The organism is Euzebya sp. (assembly GCF_964222135.1).
Classification (GTDB): domain Bacteria; phylum Actinomycetota; class Nitriliruptoria; order Euzebyales; family Euzebyaceae; genus Euzebya.
This window is the reverse complement of the sequence record NZ_CAXQBR010000030.1, coordinates 35,300-49,181: the sequence shown is the minus strand read 5'-3', so window position 1 is coordinate 49,181 and position 13,882 is coordinate 35,300. Positions and strand designations below refer to the sequence as shown.

Sequence of the window (13,882 nt, the reverse complement as noted above, 5' to 3'; positions counted from 1 at the left end):
CCTCAGCGCGCGAGAGGTCAGGGGTGCAGGGGTCGAAGGTGCGTCAGCCGGTCAGCTGTACGTGGGGGCGTCGGCGGTCAAGCTGGCGTACTTGGCGTCCTCGTCGGTCACCGTGTCGGCGTCGCCGCCGGCGTAGCCGAGCTCGCCGACGGGGACGCGGCGGCTAGCCGGCATCGAGTTGAGGAGCGCCTCGACGGCCTCGGGCGCCTCGTCGAGCTGGTCCCGCCAGCTCTTCTCTTCGGACTTGGCGATCTTCCCGTCGCGCAGCGCAGCCTTGATCAGCCCGTCCCGGTGGGACTTGGCCTCCGCGACGGACCGCTTCTCGTTGTCGGCGGCCAGCTCGGCGATCTGCTCCTGCATCTCCTGGAACCGGGCGGCGGAGACCGCGATCAGGCCGTCCGGCAGGGTCGGCTCGGCAGGCGCAGGGGGGCCGGAGGGCGGCGGGGGAACCTGTGCCACCGGATCGCCATCGTCGGTCGGCTTCGGGTCGCCGGTGGGCGGGGTGGCGAGCCGCTCGGCCGCGAGGGCGATGACCTCGTCGTCGGGGGTGTCGGCCGCCAGGCCCAGGGCCTCGCGGATCTCGTTCAGATCCATGCTGTCCTCCTGGCCCTGCGGGCCGGTCGTGCGGGTGTTCAGGGGGGTCCGGGTGGCGTTCGCCATCTGGCGGCGTGCCTGCGCGGCCGCGGCCGCGGTGGCGGCCGCGACGGCCTTGCTGGGCGGCTCGTAGACCGAGTCGGCCAACCCCAGGTCGACGGCCTCGGTGTCGGTCAGGTACGTGTCGGTGCGCATCAGGTCGCGGAACTCCGCGACGTCACGGCCCGACCGGGCCGCGTAGATGCCGGCGATGATGTCGGACTGCTTGTCGAGCAGCTCCGCGAAGTCACGCATGTCGCCGGCCGGACCCACACAGAGGCCCCAGGCCTCGTGGATCATCATCTGCGCCGACGACATCATCAGCCGCTCGTCGCCAGCCTGGACGATCACCGACGCCGCGGAGGCGGCCATCCCGTCGACGCGGGTGATGATGCGGGCCCGGTGGGCGCGCAGCTGGTTGTAGATCGCGATGCCGGCGTACACCTCACCGCCGGGCGAGGAGATCTGCACCTCGATCTCGTCGGCGTCGATCTGCTCGAGGTCGCGGGCGAAGTCCTCCTCGGTGACGCCCCAGTAGCCGATCTCGTCGAAGATCCGGATCGTCGCCCGGCCGTTGTCGCCGGCCGCGTTCTGGATCGTGTACCAGCGTCCGGTGCCGGCGATCTGGTCGAGTCGGCTGAGGATCGTGCGCCGATCGATCGCGGCGTACATCGCGTGGTGGCGGTTCACTCGTCGTCCTCTCCATCGAGGCGGGCGCCTGCCTCGGCAATCATCCGGCGGGCCTCCCCGCGGGTGACCACGTCCTCGCGGACGGCCAGGTAGACCTTCTGTGCCACCTCTGCGGCGGTCAGTGACCTGGGCGCCCCGTCGCGGTCTTCCTCCGGTGAGACGGGACCGTCGGCGGCGCCAGGCTCGTCGGCGGTCCCGTCGGCCTTGGTGGGTGCGCCGTAGTAGCGGCGCTGCCACGCCTCCAGCTCGGCGTCCGGGGTGATGACGCCGGCGTCGACGAGCATCTTCAGCGCGGCGGCGGTGGGCTGCTGGTCGGCGCCGATCTCGCCGCACACGACCGCGGGGGCAGGCTCGTCGGGTCCCCAGTTGAGGTCGACGAGGTCCTCGACGACGTGGCCGGTGCAGACCGTCGCGATGTCCTTCGCGTGGGCGTTCAGCCCGCGGACGAAGAAGTCGATCATCGACGTGCCGAGCGCCCGCGACCCGTTGGGTGCCGACGGCAGCGAGCTGAAGTTGTCGAGGACGTTCTGGGCGATCGCCTCGTCGTACATCCGGATGAACGCGATGATGTCGGGGGTCTCTCCGGTCACCCCGTGGATCTGCGCCTTGGCGCCGGCTGACAGGCGGCCGCCGGCGTTCGAGCCGGCCCGGACGCTCGAGGCCAGCTTCTGGTTGGCGTCCGCCTCAGCCTGCGGGTCCTCGGCGTCCGGGTCGTCGTTGACGATGACGACGCCTGCGCCGTTCCGCTCGACGTGGATCGCGCCGACGCGGTGGGCGTGGTCCTTCAGCAGGAACTCGCGGTAGATGGGCCGCAGGATCGAGTTGCCCCGCCAGTCGTACCCCTCCCGGTCGAAGGTGTAGACGACGGCACGGTCGATCGGGATGAACGGGCCGCGCGGCGCGGCTCCGGTGGGCTTCTGGCGGATGCCGATGAGGCCGCCGTCGTCGGCGACGACCAGGTCGTCGATCGTGTGGGGCATCCGGACGGCCAGCTTGCGGATCTGCGCGAAGCCGTCGTCGTCGACCCGGTAGACCTGCTCGAAGGCGGTGAACCCCCACACGCGGGACAGGAGGGCGTGGCGGAGGTGGAACGGCCAGTCGAACCGGTCGCGGGAGCGGGCCGGCTTGCGGTCCTCCTGGCCGAGGATCGGCAGGTTCAGGTTGTCCGCCACCCGCTCGACGACCTCCGGGCGGGCGCCACGAGGGTCGATGTGCCACTCCGCGGAGATGATCGGGAGCATCATCGACCGGATCGAGCTGGCGACCTTCGAGTCGGTGCGGCGGATCCGGTCGTAGGTCCGGGTCGAGTACGGCCAGCGAAGGAGCGCGACGTCCTCGCGGTGCAGGGACGACTGGTAGACGTAGCCGGTCCGGTTCGACTCGACCCCAGAGCTGCCGATCTCGCTGGTGGGGACGGTGGACACTGCCGGCATCGGTCACCACCTCAGGTGCATCGGGGACGTCGTCGTGTGGTCGACGAAGTCGTCCGGGTTGGTCGGCACGTGCGTGCGGGTCCGGGTGCCGGCGAGGAGGTGCTGCTGGAGGCCGTGTAGCGCCATCGTGACCGCCTTCAGCGGGGTGATGTCGGTCTCGACGTCGTCGCGGTCCCAGATCCACGCCTCGTCGTCCCGGTCCTGCTTGCGGCCTGCCACCACCGCGGCCGCGAGGATCGGGTCGTCCAGGTGCCGCAGCTCGTCGTCAGCCACCGCGGCGGCGAACCGCGCGCACGCCTGCTCCTCATCCCGCGTCGTCGCCGGCGTCACGTCGACACCGGCAGCCTTCAACGCCCGCACGGTCGGCGCCGCACCGGAGGCGGTGCGGACGACGATCGGGGCGCCACGGTGACGCCGCTGGAGGGTCTGGCAGGCCTCGACGATCCAGTCGGTGTGCGGCTCGGCCCTGATCAGCTCGACGTGCCACAGCCCATCGGGACGCCGTGACGCGGCTGCCAGGGAGGCGCGGGTGCCGGCGGAGTCGACCTCGACGGCGAAGGCGAACGGTGGGGAGGCGACGAACAGCGGGTCGTGCTCGGTGCGTGCCGTCCAGATCCCCATCGGGATGACCGCCTCACCCGAGCTCTCTCCCCACATGCCGAGCCGCTCCCTGCCGAAGCCCTCATCGGACAGCAGAAGCGTCCGCTCGTCCTCGATGGTCTCGACCCGCATGCGGATCCCGAGCGCCGGGTTGGCGATCGCCCAGTTCGCCCGGTCGTCCTTGTCCGCGTCGCTGGGGACGGACCATTCGAGGTACAGCAGTCGCGTGCCGCGCCACTTCTCCGTCGTGACGGTCCCCTGGGCGGCCAGCCACTCGGTGAGCCGCTTCGACTCGGCGATTCCGACCTCACGCAGGTTCCGCATCGTCCGCGCCGCGGCGGTGTCGTCCGCGGCCGAGCCGGTGAACCAGATCTGCGGGTTGGGCTTCGACGACATGACCGGCGCCAGCGCGTCCATGACGTCGTCGGAGAGGACCATGCACTCGTCGAGGACGACCAGGTCGCCGTCGAACCCGCGGCCCGACAACTTTGACCGGGCGATGAACTCGATGATCTTCCCGTCAGCGCAGGCACAGATCCCCGGGCCGACGGTGGGGCAGTCCTCGGCGTGCAGCTCGATGGACTCCTGGCCGTGGGAGTGGTTGTACCGCTTCACCAGCGCGTTCAGGTCCGGCGTCTGCTTGATCAGCTTCTCGAGCCGACGGCGGTGGCGGGTAGCGGTCTTCAGCTCGTGGGCGGTGTGGATCAGCTTCTGCTCGTCGAGCAGGAACAACCCCGCGAGCTCGCGGGCCTCGAGGATGCCGCCCTTGCCGTTCTGCCGGGAGACGACGAGCAGGATCTGCCCGGCGATCCAGCGGAGCTCGTCGTCCTCGGACAGCGACAGCTTGAGGACCCACGCCTGCCAGTCGTCCAGCTGCAGGCCGGCCTCGGCTGCCAGCGCGACGGCGGCCTCGCCGAGATCGGAGTTCTCGGTGCAGCCCGGCGGGATGTAGCTAAGCCGAGGCCTCTGATGCCCGCGCAGCACGGCGGGCGGCGAGCTCGTCGCGGATGCGGCCAAGGGCGCTGACCTCCTGGACCGCAGCCATCGCCGTAACCTCCTTCATGACGGCGCGAAGCTCACGGGACGTAGCGGAAGTCGGGTTCTCGTCCATCAGCCGAGCGAGCGCCCGGGCGAGGACCGGAGTCGGGTCCTGCCGCTTGTCCGCGGGGATCCGAGCGATCACCGCCGCCACCGACCGGGACACCGGCCCGCCGTCACCCTCCGTAACATTGGGCGGGGGTGTCGAGGGGTCGTCGGGCGGCGCGTAACCCGGACTGCGACCGGGGGGAGATGCAGCGGCGACTGACTCCGCATCACACCTGGCCGTCTCAGTAAAATCTGAGCCGGGAGCGGCCGGCGGCTGGTGGTCGGGGACGCCGGCGCGCCAGTCCCAGTCGTCCTTGGTCGCGTCGGCCTTGCGGCGTCGGCGGTCGGACTGGGCGTAGTGGCGGAGGCAGAGGCCGCGTGCCTTGTGCTCGTCCTGGCACCGGCCCCCGTCCGCGGTGGTGACGGTGCACCGGCGCATGCCTACCTCGATCGTTCATCGGACGTCGTCCCGCATCGCCCGCAGCAGCGCCCCCATCGCGGTCTTGAGCTCCGCCTGGATCAGCTCGAGGTCGCGCGCCTGCTCCTTCTCGAGCATCTCGATGTGTTCGAGAGCCATGCCTTCCTCGCCGACAGGCTTGGCCCTGTCGAAGTAGCGGATGGCTGTCGCGCCGAACTCACTCGCTGCGTCTGCGACTTTGTCGGAGGCGACGAGCCGCAGTCGAGCGAGAGCGTGAACTAGGGCCGGGTCTTGCTTCCCGTTCAGACTCACGCCCGAGAGCCGCGCGGCGGATCGGGCAGCCGCCCCCGCTGATTCGCCGATCATGGAGATGTAGGTGGCATATGCGTCCAGCCGCACGTCGCGGCGACGTTGCCGTTGGGCAGCACGGTTCTGTGCCCACGTCGTACCGAAGGCCCCGATCAGGGCGCCGGCGATGCTTGCGGCACCTATCCAGGCCGCTGCATCCATCCCATCCATGTGCTGATGGTGGCACAGCGCCGGTTAAACGAGCCACTTCCTCGAGGTCTTCGGCTGGGCGATGTTATCGCGGCGCTTCCGGTTGCAGTCCAGGTGCGCGGCGCGGGCGTTGGACCTGTCGAGCAGCGAGCCGCCCTGCTCGAGCGGGACGACGTGGTCGAGGCTGAAGCTCATGTCGCCGGGACCGCCGTGGTACTTCAGGCTCAGGTCGATGGGGAGCGGGCACAGCCAGCAGCGGGTGCCCTCCTCGCGGCGGACCTGCTCACGCAGGCGCCGATAGGCGGCGCCGGTGCGGCCCTTGTTGCCGGCCATGGGAGGGTCACGCTGCGGACGCGCGAACGCCTGCCAGAGGGGCGGGCGCAGCTTCGGTCACCGTACTGATCCGAAAGTTACCCGAGTTGCGTGCGGACTTCAAGCAGGTAGTCACAGGCGTGGAGTTCACGACGCGCGGGCCTTCTGCCGGCGGTTGTGGTGGTAGCAGGGCCCACACATGCCGTGGGCGAGGACCGGTGACGTGCGGCAGCCCTCGTACCCGTGGGGTTGCGTGCACGTCGGTCCGACGGGCGTGGGGCGAGCGGGAGGCTCCCACCAGCCGACGATGCGGTCGGCGAGCCGCTCGAGCTGCCGGGCGTGGTCGCGGAGGACGGGTCGGAGGTCGTCGGCGCGGCTGCCGGGCTGGTCGTCCCACCGCGCGGTGACGCGGTGGAGCATCGTCAGCATGCCTCCCAGGTCGGCGGGGCCCGGGTCGGCTTCGGCGCCACCACGGGGCCGCTGCAGCAGGGCGGGTGGGATGAGCTGGTCGTAGGCGGCGGTGATGACGCGGGTGGCGTGCCGGTACACGCCTGCGGCCTGGGCGTCGCCCGTGGGTGCGGACGAGTGGACGTTCATGGCCGGGCGGAGGTGGGGGTGTGCGCGGGCGTCGGTGAGCCGGTCGTCCTGGTCGATCGGTGCCGGTGACGGTGACCGCATCGAGCTGTAGGCGTCCTCGTGGAGCCGTGGGAGCGCCCGCGCGATCCGGTTCAGGGTGACGGTGAGGGCCTCAGACATCGCCCTCGGCCCCCGCTCGGTAAGGCCCGATGTAGGCAGGTCGGGCGGGGGTGGGCGGGTAAGGACCGTCGGGGCTCATGCCGTCACCTCGTCCATCAGGGTCGGCGTGTCGCGCTCCTGCTCGGCGACGCGCAGGTTGTCCGCGGCCGTGCGCCAGTACGACGGCTTCAGCTCGCAGCCGACGAACCGGCGGCCCGCGCGCAGGGCCTCGTGGCCCTCGGAGCCGATGCCGGCGAACGGGGACAGGACCAGCTCGTCAGGGTTGGACCACAGCCGGACGCACCGCTCGATCAGGTCGAGCTGCAACGGGCAGATGTGCCGCTCGTCCCGGTCGTCCTTGGCGACGGCGGTGTTCAGGGTGTTGGTCTCGCGGATGCCGTACCACACCGGCCGCGCCCAGGAGATCCAGTCCTCGTTGGTGACGCCGTGCTCGGTCGGCTTCACCGGAACGGCGTTCGTGCCGGGCTTGCGGAACACGAGGAGGTAGTCCGCCATCGCCGGTCGGTTGCCAGTGGCGTCCCGACGGAGGGTCTGGAACATCAGGGCATGGGCCTTGGTGCGGATGGCCTGCGCCTGGGGGTCCTTGTCGATGGTCACCTCGCCGTGGAAGATCCAGCCGGCGTCCTCGTGGGCGGCGATGACCTGGCCGCGGAAGTCGGTCAGTCCGATCACGCCGTGGGTGGCCTTCGTGGTCGAGAGCTGCTGGACGTGGACGACGGAGAGCCGGCCGGGCTTGGTGACCCGGAGAACGTGGTCGATCACGAACCGGTAGTGCGCCAGGAAGGCGTCACGGTCGGGGTTGTTGCCGAGGTCCCGCAGCGACGGGCTGTAGGTGTAGAGCGACGCGAACGGCGGGCTGTACACGGACAGGTCGACGGTGTCGTCGCCGATCTCGGCGAGCCGTTCGCAGGAGTCGCCGAGCATGAGGTGCCAGCCGTCGCCGCGGGCGTCGTCGGTGATGTACTCGTCGGCCGTCACGCGGCCACCTCCTCAGCGGTGCGCCGGACGGGCGCGTGTCGGATCAGCAGGTCGGTGAAGCTGGCGGCGTCGCGTTCCTTGCGGCGGACGTTGTCGACGATCTGGGCTTCGAGCTCGGACACGACGATGTGGACGTCGACCGGCTCGGTCTGGCCGAACCGCCAGCAGCGGCGGATGGCCTGGTAGTACGCCTCGTAGGAGTCGCCGAGCCCGACGAAGGTCATGCGGTGCGCGTTCTGGAAGTTCATGCCGAACCCGGCGATGGACGGCTTGGTGATGAGCACCCGGACCTCGCCGTCCTGGAAGGCCTCGAGCGCCTCGGCCTTGGCCTCCGGAGCCCATGAGCCCTGCACGTTGACCGCGTCGTCGCCGAGCGCGTCGGCGATCCGGTCGGCCTCGTCGTTCAGGCCGCACCACGCGATCGCCTGGGCATCGCCTTCGAGGTGGGTGACGGCGGCGTCGCAGCGGGCTGGGAGGGTCTCGCGGCGCACCTTGGCACGGCCACCGATGCCGCCGAGGTCGGTGGGGAACAGCTGGCCGTCAGCGGCCAGGTCCACGTCGACGATGTGCGGACGGATGGTGAGCGGCGGCAGGTCGTAGCCGTCATCGGGCCAGCCGAGGTCCGAGGGCTTGCGCATGGCGAGGGTCCACGACCCCATCCAGCGGGCCATCGGTTCGGCGGCGTGACCCTTGAGCCGCCACCCGGTGTCGTCGTGGACGAAGTAGCCGGCCAGCATCTCGGCACGCGCCATCCGGCCGAGCCAGTCCGCATGGTTGGTCAGCTCCGCGACGTCGTTCGGCGCGGGGGTGGCGGTGCAGGCCAGACGGTAGGGAACGTCGGCGATCGCGGTGGTGAGCCGCCGTCGGGTCTTCCCGTCGACGTTCTTGAGGATCGACGACTCATCGAGGACGACCGCAGCGAAGGCGGACAGGTCGAACCGGTCGACCATCTCGTAGTTCGTGACGTAGAGCCCGGTGCCGTTCGGCTGGGTCCGGGTGTAGTGGACCTCGACGCCGAGCTTCGCGGCCTCACGGACCGTCTGGCGGGCGACGGAGAGCGGCGCGACGATCAGACCGCGGCGCGAACCGGTCATCAGCCGGAGCCACTCGACCTGCTGGAACGTCTTGCCGAGGCCGCAGTCCTCGAACAGCGCGGCACGACCGGTGCGGCACGCCCAGCGGACCACCTCGCGCTGCCAGGGGTGAAGGCGGGCGTTCACGTCGAGTCGACCGACCTCGATGCCGTCCTGGGCGCGGAGTGCGGCCTTGGCGGCGAGGAAAGCGTCGTAGCCGTCGTCGGCGCTGACCGTGCTCGGTGCGAGATCCTGTGGGAAGGCGTCGTTGCTCGGGGGCTCAGAGGGCATCGGAGAGGACCTCGTCGTGGTCGGGACCTGGCACGACCATCCAGTGGCCGCCGCCGCTCATCTCGTGCTGGCCGGTGTGGCCCTCGAGGAGTACGCAGTCGACCTCGCCGCCGATTCCGGCTGCGCGGGCAGTGCAGCGCCCAGGCGGGATGGTGCCGAGCGCAGTCAGGGCGCGGCCTGTGGCGTCGTGCGCGCGTTGGAGGGCCTGGTGGACGTCGTCGTCGGTGAAGTCGGGCCGGTCGATGCGGTCGAGGGCGGCGCGGCTGCACATGGCCGCCTCGGCGATGTGGTTGCTGATCTCGGGGGTGATGCGGGTCATGCCGGGGTGCCTCCGTCGAGAGGGCTGATCTGGGCGTAGGTGTGGGTGTGCATGTCGAAGCGGAGGGAGGTGCGGCCGAGCCGGCCGTCGCCGGGTTGGCGGCGGATCTTCTGGACGACGACCTCAGCGATGTCGTCGGACCGGTTGACGCCGCCCTCGTCGCGCCAGATGACGACGAGCGCGTCGGCTTGCTTGCGCCAGACGGAGCCGCCGTGCAGGTCGGAGGCGCGTGGGATCGGGTAGGTGCCGTCGCGGTTGGCGTCGATGTTCTTGGGGTGGACGACGAGGAAGGCGTGGAGGTCGTGGCGGCGGGCGAACTGGCGGATGCGGGTGACCTCGCGGCGGATGTACTCGTCCTCGCGTTCGTTGCGTTGCCGGGTGACGTCGAGTTCGGTCCACGGGTCAATCACGAAGCTGTTGACAGGCCGGCGTGCGTGTTCGGCTCGGACGGCGGTGAGGATCTGGGAGACGGTGGTGTGGCTGTCGTGGTCGACCCAGGCGAAGTGCTCGTGCACCCAGCCGAGCGCCGCTTGGACCTCGAGGAGGGTGGCTTTGCGGCCGACGCGTCGGGTGACGAGCTCGTCGACGTGCTCGGCGATCGGGGCCGACTCGGGTGAGAACTGCATGGTTCGCCAGCCGTGTCGTTCGGCGAGGTTGACGAGGAGGCTGTCGAGCCACGTGGACTTCCCGTGGCCGGGGATGCCGGCGAGGATGGTCAGGTTGCCGGGGACGACCCGGTAGAGCCGGTCGACGTCGAACCAGCCGGTGGACACGCCGCGGGTGATGATCCCGTGCTCGCGACGGTCCAGGACCTCGGTGGCGACGTCGTCGACGCGGATGATCCCGTCGCCGGTGCGGCCGGCCTGGCCGAGCAGCTCGTCGACGGTGGTGCCGACGAGGTCGTCGATGTCGACGGTGCGGTCGTGGGCGGTGGAGGCGAGCCGCATGCCTGTGGTGTGCAGGTCGCGGCGGCGGGCCTGCTCCAGGACCAGTTGGGCGGCCCGGCTGACGCCGGCGGCGGATGGGATGGAGGCGGTGAGGTCGGCGAGCCAGCCGGGTTCGTGACCGTCGAGCAGCCCTCGCTTGTCGAGGACGTCGACGACGGAGGCGGTGTCGGCGGGCTGCCCGTCGTCGCGGGCGGCGGCGAGGGCCTCCCAGATCTTGCGGTGCTCGCCGCGGTGGAACGCCGCCGGCGGGACCTGGCCGAGGATCTCGTCGACGTGCCGGTCGTCGTACAGGATCAGCGTCGCGCCGATCAGGGACGCTTCGGCGCGGACCCAGGCGTCGACGAGCTGGGCGTGGTCGGCCGTCACACGATCACGTCCCGTCGGTCGTCACGTCCGCTGGCCGGCAGCGCGGGTTCCTGCCAGTCGTCGAACGGGAAGTCGCCTCGGCCGCCCTTGGCGCGCCGGAGGAACCGCTCGGCGTCCTTGGGTAGCTGATCGGACGAGGCGAGGTTCCGGGCGCCGGTGACCGCCCGGCGGCGTTCGGCGATGGTCAGCTTGCGCCACTCGATGAGCGCGTTGGCCTTGCCGACCTTCTTGCCGTTCCGGGCCGGGTAGACGGGCCAGAAGTGCTCCTCGAACTGGCGTGCCGCCTCGTCGACCTGAGGCTCGCCGGGTGGTCCGTCGCCGGCGTCCGGGTCGTGTTCGTGGCGATCGTCCGCGTCAGCGGACGTCGCGGAAGGGGTTGAGTTAGAGCTAGAGCTAGAGCTAGAGGACTCGACAGGGTCCCGAGAGGGTCCCGAGGGGGTATCTGCAGACCCTCCCGAGGGGGTATCAGGAGAGGGTTCCGATACCCTCTCGAAAGGGTCTGCCAGGGGTATCAACTCGGCGTGGATACCCCCTTCGAGACCCTCCGCTGACCGGCACAACTCGACCAGCAGAGGGCTGGCCGGCGCCTCCTGGATGCGGGTGACCGCCCCCTTGATCTGTGGCTTGCCGCGCGGTTCGTTCCACCGGATCGCCTTGACGACCAGCACCACCTCGGCGTCCGGGTCGTACCGTGCGAAGTCGTCCGCGTCGAGCTGAGCGAACGCCTTCTCGACCTTGTCGAGGTCCCAGCCGAGGTCGGCGGCGGCGTAGGCGATCGGCAGGTGGAAGTACCCCTCGGACGTCGCGTGCTGCGACGTGAGGAGGTACAGCGCGAGGGTGCGGGTCGTGTCGTCCCAGCCGCGGACGGTGCGGGACTTCCAGAACCGGTGGAACACCTTGCCGTAGCCCGCCATCAGCTGGTCATCCCGTAGAGCGTCTGGGCGGTCGGGTAGCCGGCGTGGATGGTGAGGATCCACTCGGCCGGCTTGCGCTTGGCGCCGATGCGGGGCATGAGGTCGGTCAGGTGGTCGGGGGTGTCGTCGGGGATGACGTGAGCGTCGACGAGCCCGTCGATCGCGGCCTTGTGCACGAGCGCGCAGTTGATCCGGTCCCTCCTCGTGCTCGTGGGCGGGTGGAAGGTGAGGACGGCGGTGATGTGGTCGTGCCGGCCGATCCGCAGCTGGAGTGCTTCGGCCTTCACCATCGTGCGGACGAGCGCGACGGCTGGGGCGCGGTCAGACCAGTGCTTGCGCGCGTTCAGGTTGAGGACCTGGTAGTCCACGACCACCTCGGGGAGGACGATCTGCCACATCAGGCGCCCGCCCCCTCGACGTCGGCGGGCCATGCGGCCTTCCCGGCGTCGTGTGCGGCCTGTCGTTCGGCGGGAGAGGGCGTGTGGCCCTTGTGGACGCCGGCGATGTGGACCGCCGGGCAGACGGTGCACCGGTAGATGGCCGCCTTCAGGCCGTGGTCGTGGAGCCACTGACGGGCGTCGTCCTTGGTGTCGAACGGACGCTTGGGCGTGCCCTCGGGCCCGAAGTGCTGCGGCAGCAGCCGGATCGGATCGCCTTCACGCACGGGCGATCACGTCCCTGAGGGCGCGGCCGTGGTTCTCGAGCAGCTGCTCGGTGTCGGGCAACGTGGCGTCGGCGAGGACGTCCAGGTCGACGCGGGGCCACGAGCAGATCCGGTTGGCGTCGAGCGGGTCAGGTCCCGGGTCGCCGTCGTGCTCCCAGCGGAGGTGCAGGCCCCGGCCCCGCCGGCCGGTCAGCGGGGTGCCACACTCGCAGGACACGGCCGGGTGGACCCGGGAGATCAGCTCGAGCGCGTCGTCCAGACGGCTGCGTTCACGGTCAGCGGCCGCCCGTGCCGTGGTGAGGGACCGTTCCAGGCGGGCGACGTCAGAGGCCAGCGCGACGACCTGCGCTCGCGGGTCGTCTGGGGCACGGAGCCGAGCCTCGAGGCGGGAGGCGCGTCGGAACGCCTCGATCCAGGCCGTCTCGGGCAGGTCGTGGCAGTCGGCCACCCGAACTGACGGGCGGGTGTGGTGAGCGGTGCCGTCGTCGTCGACGGTGATGACGCCCCACCGCTCCGGAAGCCCGAAGCCGTCCAGCGACATCGCCGCGGGGACGGCGAGGATGAACCGGTGGACGACGTCGGCCCACGGCATCCACTTACGCGACGCGAGCTCGCGTCGAAGGTCGCTGCGGGACACCTTGATCTCGACGGCGACGCGTTCGTGGCCGCGCTTGCCGCGCCAGGCGCGGACGAGCAGCAGGTCGATGCGACGGGTGGAGTGGCCCGGCTGCAGGTCCATCTCGGCCAGGGCGGCCCACTCCGGGCCGATGTCGTCGGTCTCGCAGCCGTACAGCCGGCGGACCGCGGCCGCGATGTCGTTCGCGTTCACGCCGTCCCCTTCCAGTCACTGCAGCCCGGCCACCAACGCCGCAGGTCGGTCGCCTCGGACCCGCCGCCGATCAGGTCGCACTTCCGCCACGTCTTGCCCCTGTGGCCCACCGGCGTCGTGATGTGGATGCAGGTGCCACAGCGCGGACCGCCTTCGCGCACGGCGGGGTCGGCGATCGCGTCGGGATGCAGTAGCCCGCCGGTGAGCGGGTGTTCGCCACGCCGGATCCGGTTGCGCGCCCGAGCGCCGTACCGCGTATGGCCGCGTGGGGACACCTCCGGCTCGTGTTCCGGTGGCGGCGAGTCGGCGAAGCCGACATCGAACAGGCGACGGTCATCCATGGGTGGACACCTCCCACAGACCGAGTCGGCCGTTCATCTCGACCGGGTCGTGGGCCTCGGTGACGTCGGTGAGTGACCAGTGCCAGTCGCGTCCGCGGACAGCCCAAGGTGAGCAGCCCCCGTCGCACTGGTGGCAGTCGGCGACGACTGCGGTGCCGATCACGGCGCCGTAGGGCAGGTCTCGGTTGGCCCACCAGGCATGGATCCACCGCATCGTGTTGTTGGGCTCGTCGTCACCGGGCAGGCCGCCCCAGCGGGCCGTGATCAGCGCGGACCGGAACTCGTTGCCGTTGTGCGTCTTGCCGGCGTGGATCGCGATGCGCTGACCGATGATTCCGGCGGGGGCGGACCAGCTGCGGTTCTCGACGTCCTTGACACCCAGCACGATCAGGCTGGCCCATGGCTGACGGACGGTGAGGGCCTTCACGTGGCACCGCCGAACAGGTCGGGTTGCTCGACCCGGACGGGCTCGCGGGTGCACTGCTGACAGGTGATGTCGAGCAGTGCGGCGACGTCGAACCCGCGGGCGGTCGCGTCGAGCCAGTCGACCGCCTGGGCTGCCGCCTTCTTCGCGGCGTTCGTCGCGGCCCGCTTCGCGATCACACAGGGGTCGCAGGTCTTCTTCACCCCGGCGCCGGTCCGCTTGAAGTCCTTCACGGGCCGCTGCTGGTGGCAGCGGACGCACTCGCGCGTGTCCACGCGCCCTCCTCACGGTCGCGGTCATCTCGGCGGCC

Annotated in this window: 18 protein-coding genes; all 18 read right to left on the bottom strand. The window is 70.8% G+C overall.

Going from position 1 to position 13,882, the window contains the following annotated elements; all coding sequences use genetic code 11:
• Nucleotides 1-51: 51 nt before the first annotated feature.
• The 18 genes from ACEQ2X_RS08070 to ACEQ2X_RS07985 all read right to left on the bottom strand — a co-directional run bounded on the left by ACEQ2X_RS08070 (nt 52) and on the right by ACEQ2X_RS07985 (nt 13,847).
• Nucleotides 52-1,323 (bottom strand): head maturation protease, ClpP-related, encoded by a 1,272-nt coding sequence (locus ACEQ2X_RS08070; protein WP_370325288.1) that lies wholly within the window; start codon nt 1,321-1,323, stop codon nt 52-54.
• The gene (locus ACEQ2X_RS08065) at nt 1,320-2,756 is read right to left on the bottom strand and encodes a hypothetical protein (RefSeq protein WP_370325287.1); all 1,437 of its coding nucleotides are present in this window, start codon (nt 2,754-2,756) and stop codon (nt 1,320-1,322) included. Before ACEQ2X_RS08065 ends, ACEQ2X_RS08070 begins: the two co-directional genes overlap by 4 nt.
• Nucleotides 2,757-2,759: 3 nt before the next feature.
• Nucleotides 2,760-4,373: a hypothetical protein gene (locus tag ACEQ2X_RS08060; RefSeq protein WP_370325286.1), complete on the bottom strand. Its 1,614-nt coding sequence runs from the start codon at nt 4,371-4,373 to the stop codon at nt 2,760-2,762.
• Entirely contained in the window at nt 4,309-4,881 is a 573-nt protein-coding gene (locus tag ACEQ2X_RS08055) for a hypothetical protein (RefSeq protein WP_370325284.1), read from the bottom strand. Before ACEQ2X_RS08055 ends, ACEQ2X_RS08060 begins: the two co-directional genes overlap by 65 nt.
• A 15-nt stretch (nt 4,882-4,896) precedes the next feature.
• The gene (locus ACEQ2X_RS08050; protein ID WP_370325283.1) at nt 4,897-5,379 is read right to left on the bottom strand and encodes a hypothetical protein; all 483 of its coding nucleotides are present in this window, start codon (nt 5,377-5,379) and stop codon (nt 4,897-4,899) included.
• A gap of 24 nt (nt 5,380-5,403) precedes the next feature.
• A complete protein-coding gene (locus ACEQ2X_RS08045) occupies nt 5,404-5,691 on the bottom strand; it encodes an HNH endonuclease (RefSeq protein WP_370325282.1) in 288 nt (95 codons plus the stop codon).
• Between the two features lie 126 nt (nt 5,692-5,817).
• Nucleotides 5,818-6,426, bottom strand: coding sequence for a hypothetical protein (locus tag ACEQ2X_RS08040; RefSeq protein WP_370325281.1), 609 nt, complete (start codon nt 6,424-6,426; stop codon nt 5,818-5,820).
• 75 nt (nt 6,427-6,501) lie between these two features.
• Nucleotides 6,502-7,404, bottom strand: coding sequence for a site-specific DNA-methyltransferase (locus ACEQ2X_RS08035; RefSeq protein ID WP_370325280.1), 903 nt, complete (start codon nt 7,402-7,404; stop codon nt 6,502-6,504).
• Entirely contained in the window at nt 7,401-8,768 is a 1,368-nt protein-coding gene (locus ACEQ2X_RS08030) for a helicase-related protein (protein WP_370325279.1), read from the bottom strand. The genes ACEQ2X_RS08035 and ACEQ2X_RS08030 overlap by 4 nt, the downstream gene beginning before the upstream one ends.
• Nucleotides 8,758-9,087, bottom strand: coding sequence for a hypothetical protein (locus ACEQ2X_RS08025; protein ID WP_370325278.1), 330 nt, complete (start codon nt 9,085-9,087; stop codon nt 8,758-8,760). Before ACEQ2X_RS08025 ends, ACEQ2X_RS08030 begins: the two co-directional genes overlap by 11 nt.
• Nucleotides 9,084-10,400, bottom strand: coding sequence for a DnaB-like helicase N-terminal domain-containing protein (locus ACEQ2X_RS08020; RefSeq protein ID WP_370325277.1), 1,317 nt, complete (start codon nt 10,398-10,400; stop codon nt 9,084-9,086). Before ACEQ2X_RS08020 ends, ACEQ2X_RS08025 begins: the two co-directional genes overlap by 4 nt.
• Nucleotides 10,397-11,314 carry a hypothetical protein gene (locus tag ACEQ2X_RS08015; RefSeq protein WP_370325276.1) on the bottom strand — a complete coding sequence of 306 codons (918 nt, stop codon included), beginning with the start codon at nt 11,312-11,314 and terminating at the stop codon, nt 10,397-10,399. Before ACEQ2X_RS08015 ends, ACEQ2X_RS08020 begins: the two co-directional genes overlap by 4 nt.
• Nucleotides 11,314-11,712, bottom strand: a complete 399-nt coding sequence (locus ACEQ2X_RS08010; RefSeq protein WP_370325275.1) for a hypothetical protein — start codon at nt 11,710-11,712, stop codon at nt 11,314-11,316. Before ACEQ2X_RS08010 ends, ACEQ2X_RS08015 begins: the two co-directional genes overlap by 1 nt.
• Nucleotides 11,712-11,978 (bottom strand): hypothetical protein, encoded by a 267-nt coding sequence (locus ACEQ2X_RS08005; RefSeq protein WP_370325274.1) that lies wholly within the window; start codon nt 11,976-11,978, stop codon nt 11,712-11,714. The genes ACEQ2X_RS08010 and ACEQ2X_RS08005 overlap by 1 nt, the downstream gene beginning before the upstream one ends.
• The gene (locus ACEQ2X_RS08000; protein WP_370325273.1) at nt 11,971-12,807 is read right to left on the bottom strand and encodes a hypothetical protein; all 837 of its coding nucleotides are present in this window, start codon (nt 12,805-12,807) and stop codon (nt 11,971-11,973) included. The genes ACEQ2X_RS08005 and ACEQ2X_RS08000 overlap by 8 nt, the downstream gene beginning before the upstream one ends.
• Nucleotides 12,804-13,148 (bottom strand): hypothetical protein, encoded by a 345-nt coding sequence (locus tag ACEQ2X_RS07995; RefSeq protein WP_370325272.1) that lies wholly within the window; start codon nt 13,146-13,148, stop codon nt 12,804-12,806. Before ACEQ2X_RS07995 ends, ACEQ2X_RS08000 begins: the two co-directional genes overlap by 4 nt.
• Nucleotides 13,141-13,575, bottom strand: a complete 435-nt coding sequence (locus tag ACEQ2X_RS07990) for an ASCH domain-containing protein (RefSeq protein ID WP_370325271.1) — start codon at nt 13,573-13,575, stop codon at nt 13,141-13,143. The genes ACEQ2X_RS07995 and ACEQ2X_RS07990 overlap by 8 nt, the downstream gene beginning before the upstream one ends.
• On the bottom strand, nt 13,572-13,847 hold the full coding sequence (locus tag ACEQ2X_RS07985) for a hypothetical protein (RefSeq protein ID WP_370325270.1): 276 nt from the start codon (nt 13,845-13,847) through the stop codon (nt 13,572-13,574). Before ACEQ2X_RS07985 ends, ACEQ2X_RS07990 begins: the two co-directional genes overlap by 4 nt.
• Nucleotides 13,848-13,882: the final 35 nt, after the last annotated feature.

Bases quoted from the DNA above. Each gene is read 5' to 3' on its own strand.
- ACEQ2X_RS08055 (WP_370325284.1), bottom strand. From the start codon at position 4,881: ATGCGCCGGTGCACCGTCACCACCGCGGACGGGGGCCGGTGCCAGGAC.
- ACEQ2X_RS08045 (WP_370325282.1), bottom strand. From the start codon at position 5,691: ATGGCCGGCAACAAGGGCCGCACCGGCGCCGCCTATCGGCGCCTGCGT.
- ACEQ2X_RS07995 (WP_370325272.1), bottom strand. From the start codon at position 13,148: ATGGATGACCGTCGCCTGTTCGATGTCGGCTTCGCCGACTCGCCGCCA.
- ACEQ2X_RS08030 (WP_370325279.1), bottom strand. From the start codon at position 8,768: ATGCCCTCTGAGCCCCCGAGCAACGACGCCTTCCCACAGGATCTCGCA.
- ACEQ2X_RS08040 (WP_370325281.1), bottom strand. From the start codon at position 6,426: ATGTCTGAGGCCCTCACCGTCACCCTGAACCGGATCGCGCGGGCGCTC.
- ACEQ2X_RS08010 (WP_370325275.1), bottom strand. From the start codon at position 11,712: ATGTGGCAGATCGTCCTCCCCGAGGTGGTCGTGGACTACCAGGTCCTC.
- ACEQ2X_RS08025 (WP_370325278.1), bottom strand. From the start codon at position 9,087: ATGACCCGCATCACCCCCGAGATCAGCAACCACATCGCCGAGGCGGCC.
- ACEQ2X_RS08015 (WP_370325276.1), bottom strand. From the start codon at position 11,314: ATGGCGGGCTACGGCAAGGTGTTCCACCGGTTCTGGAAGTCCCGCACC.
- ACEQ2X_RS08050 (WP_370325283.1), bottom strand. From the start codon at position 5,379: ATGGATGGGATGGATGCAGCGGCCTGGATAGGTGCCGCAAGCATCGCC.
- ACEQ2X_RS08065 (WP_370325287.1), bottom strand. From the start codon at position 2,756: ATGCCGGCAGTGTCCACCGTCCCCACCAGCGAGATCGGCAGCTCTGGG.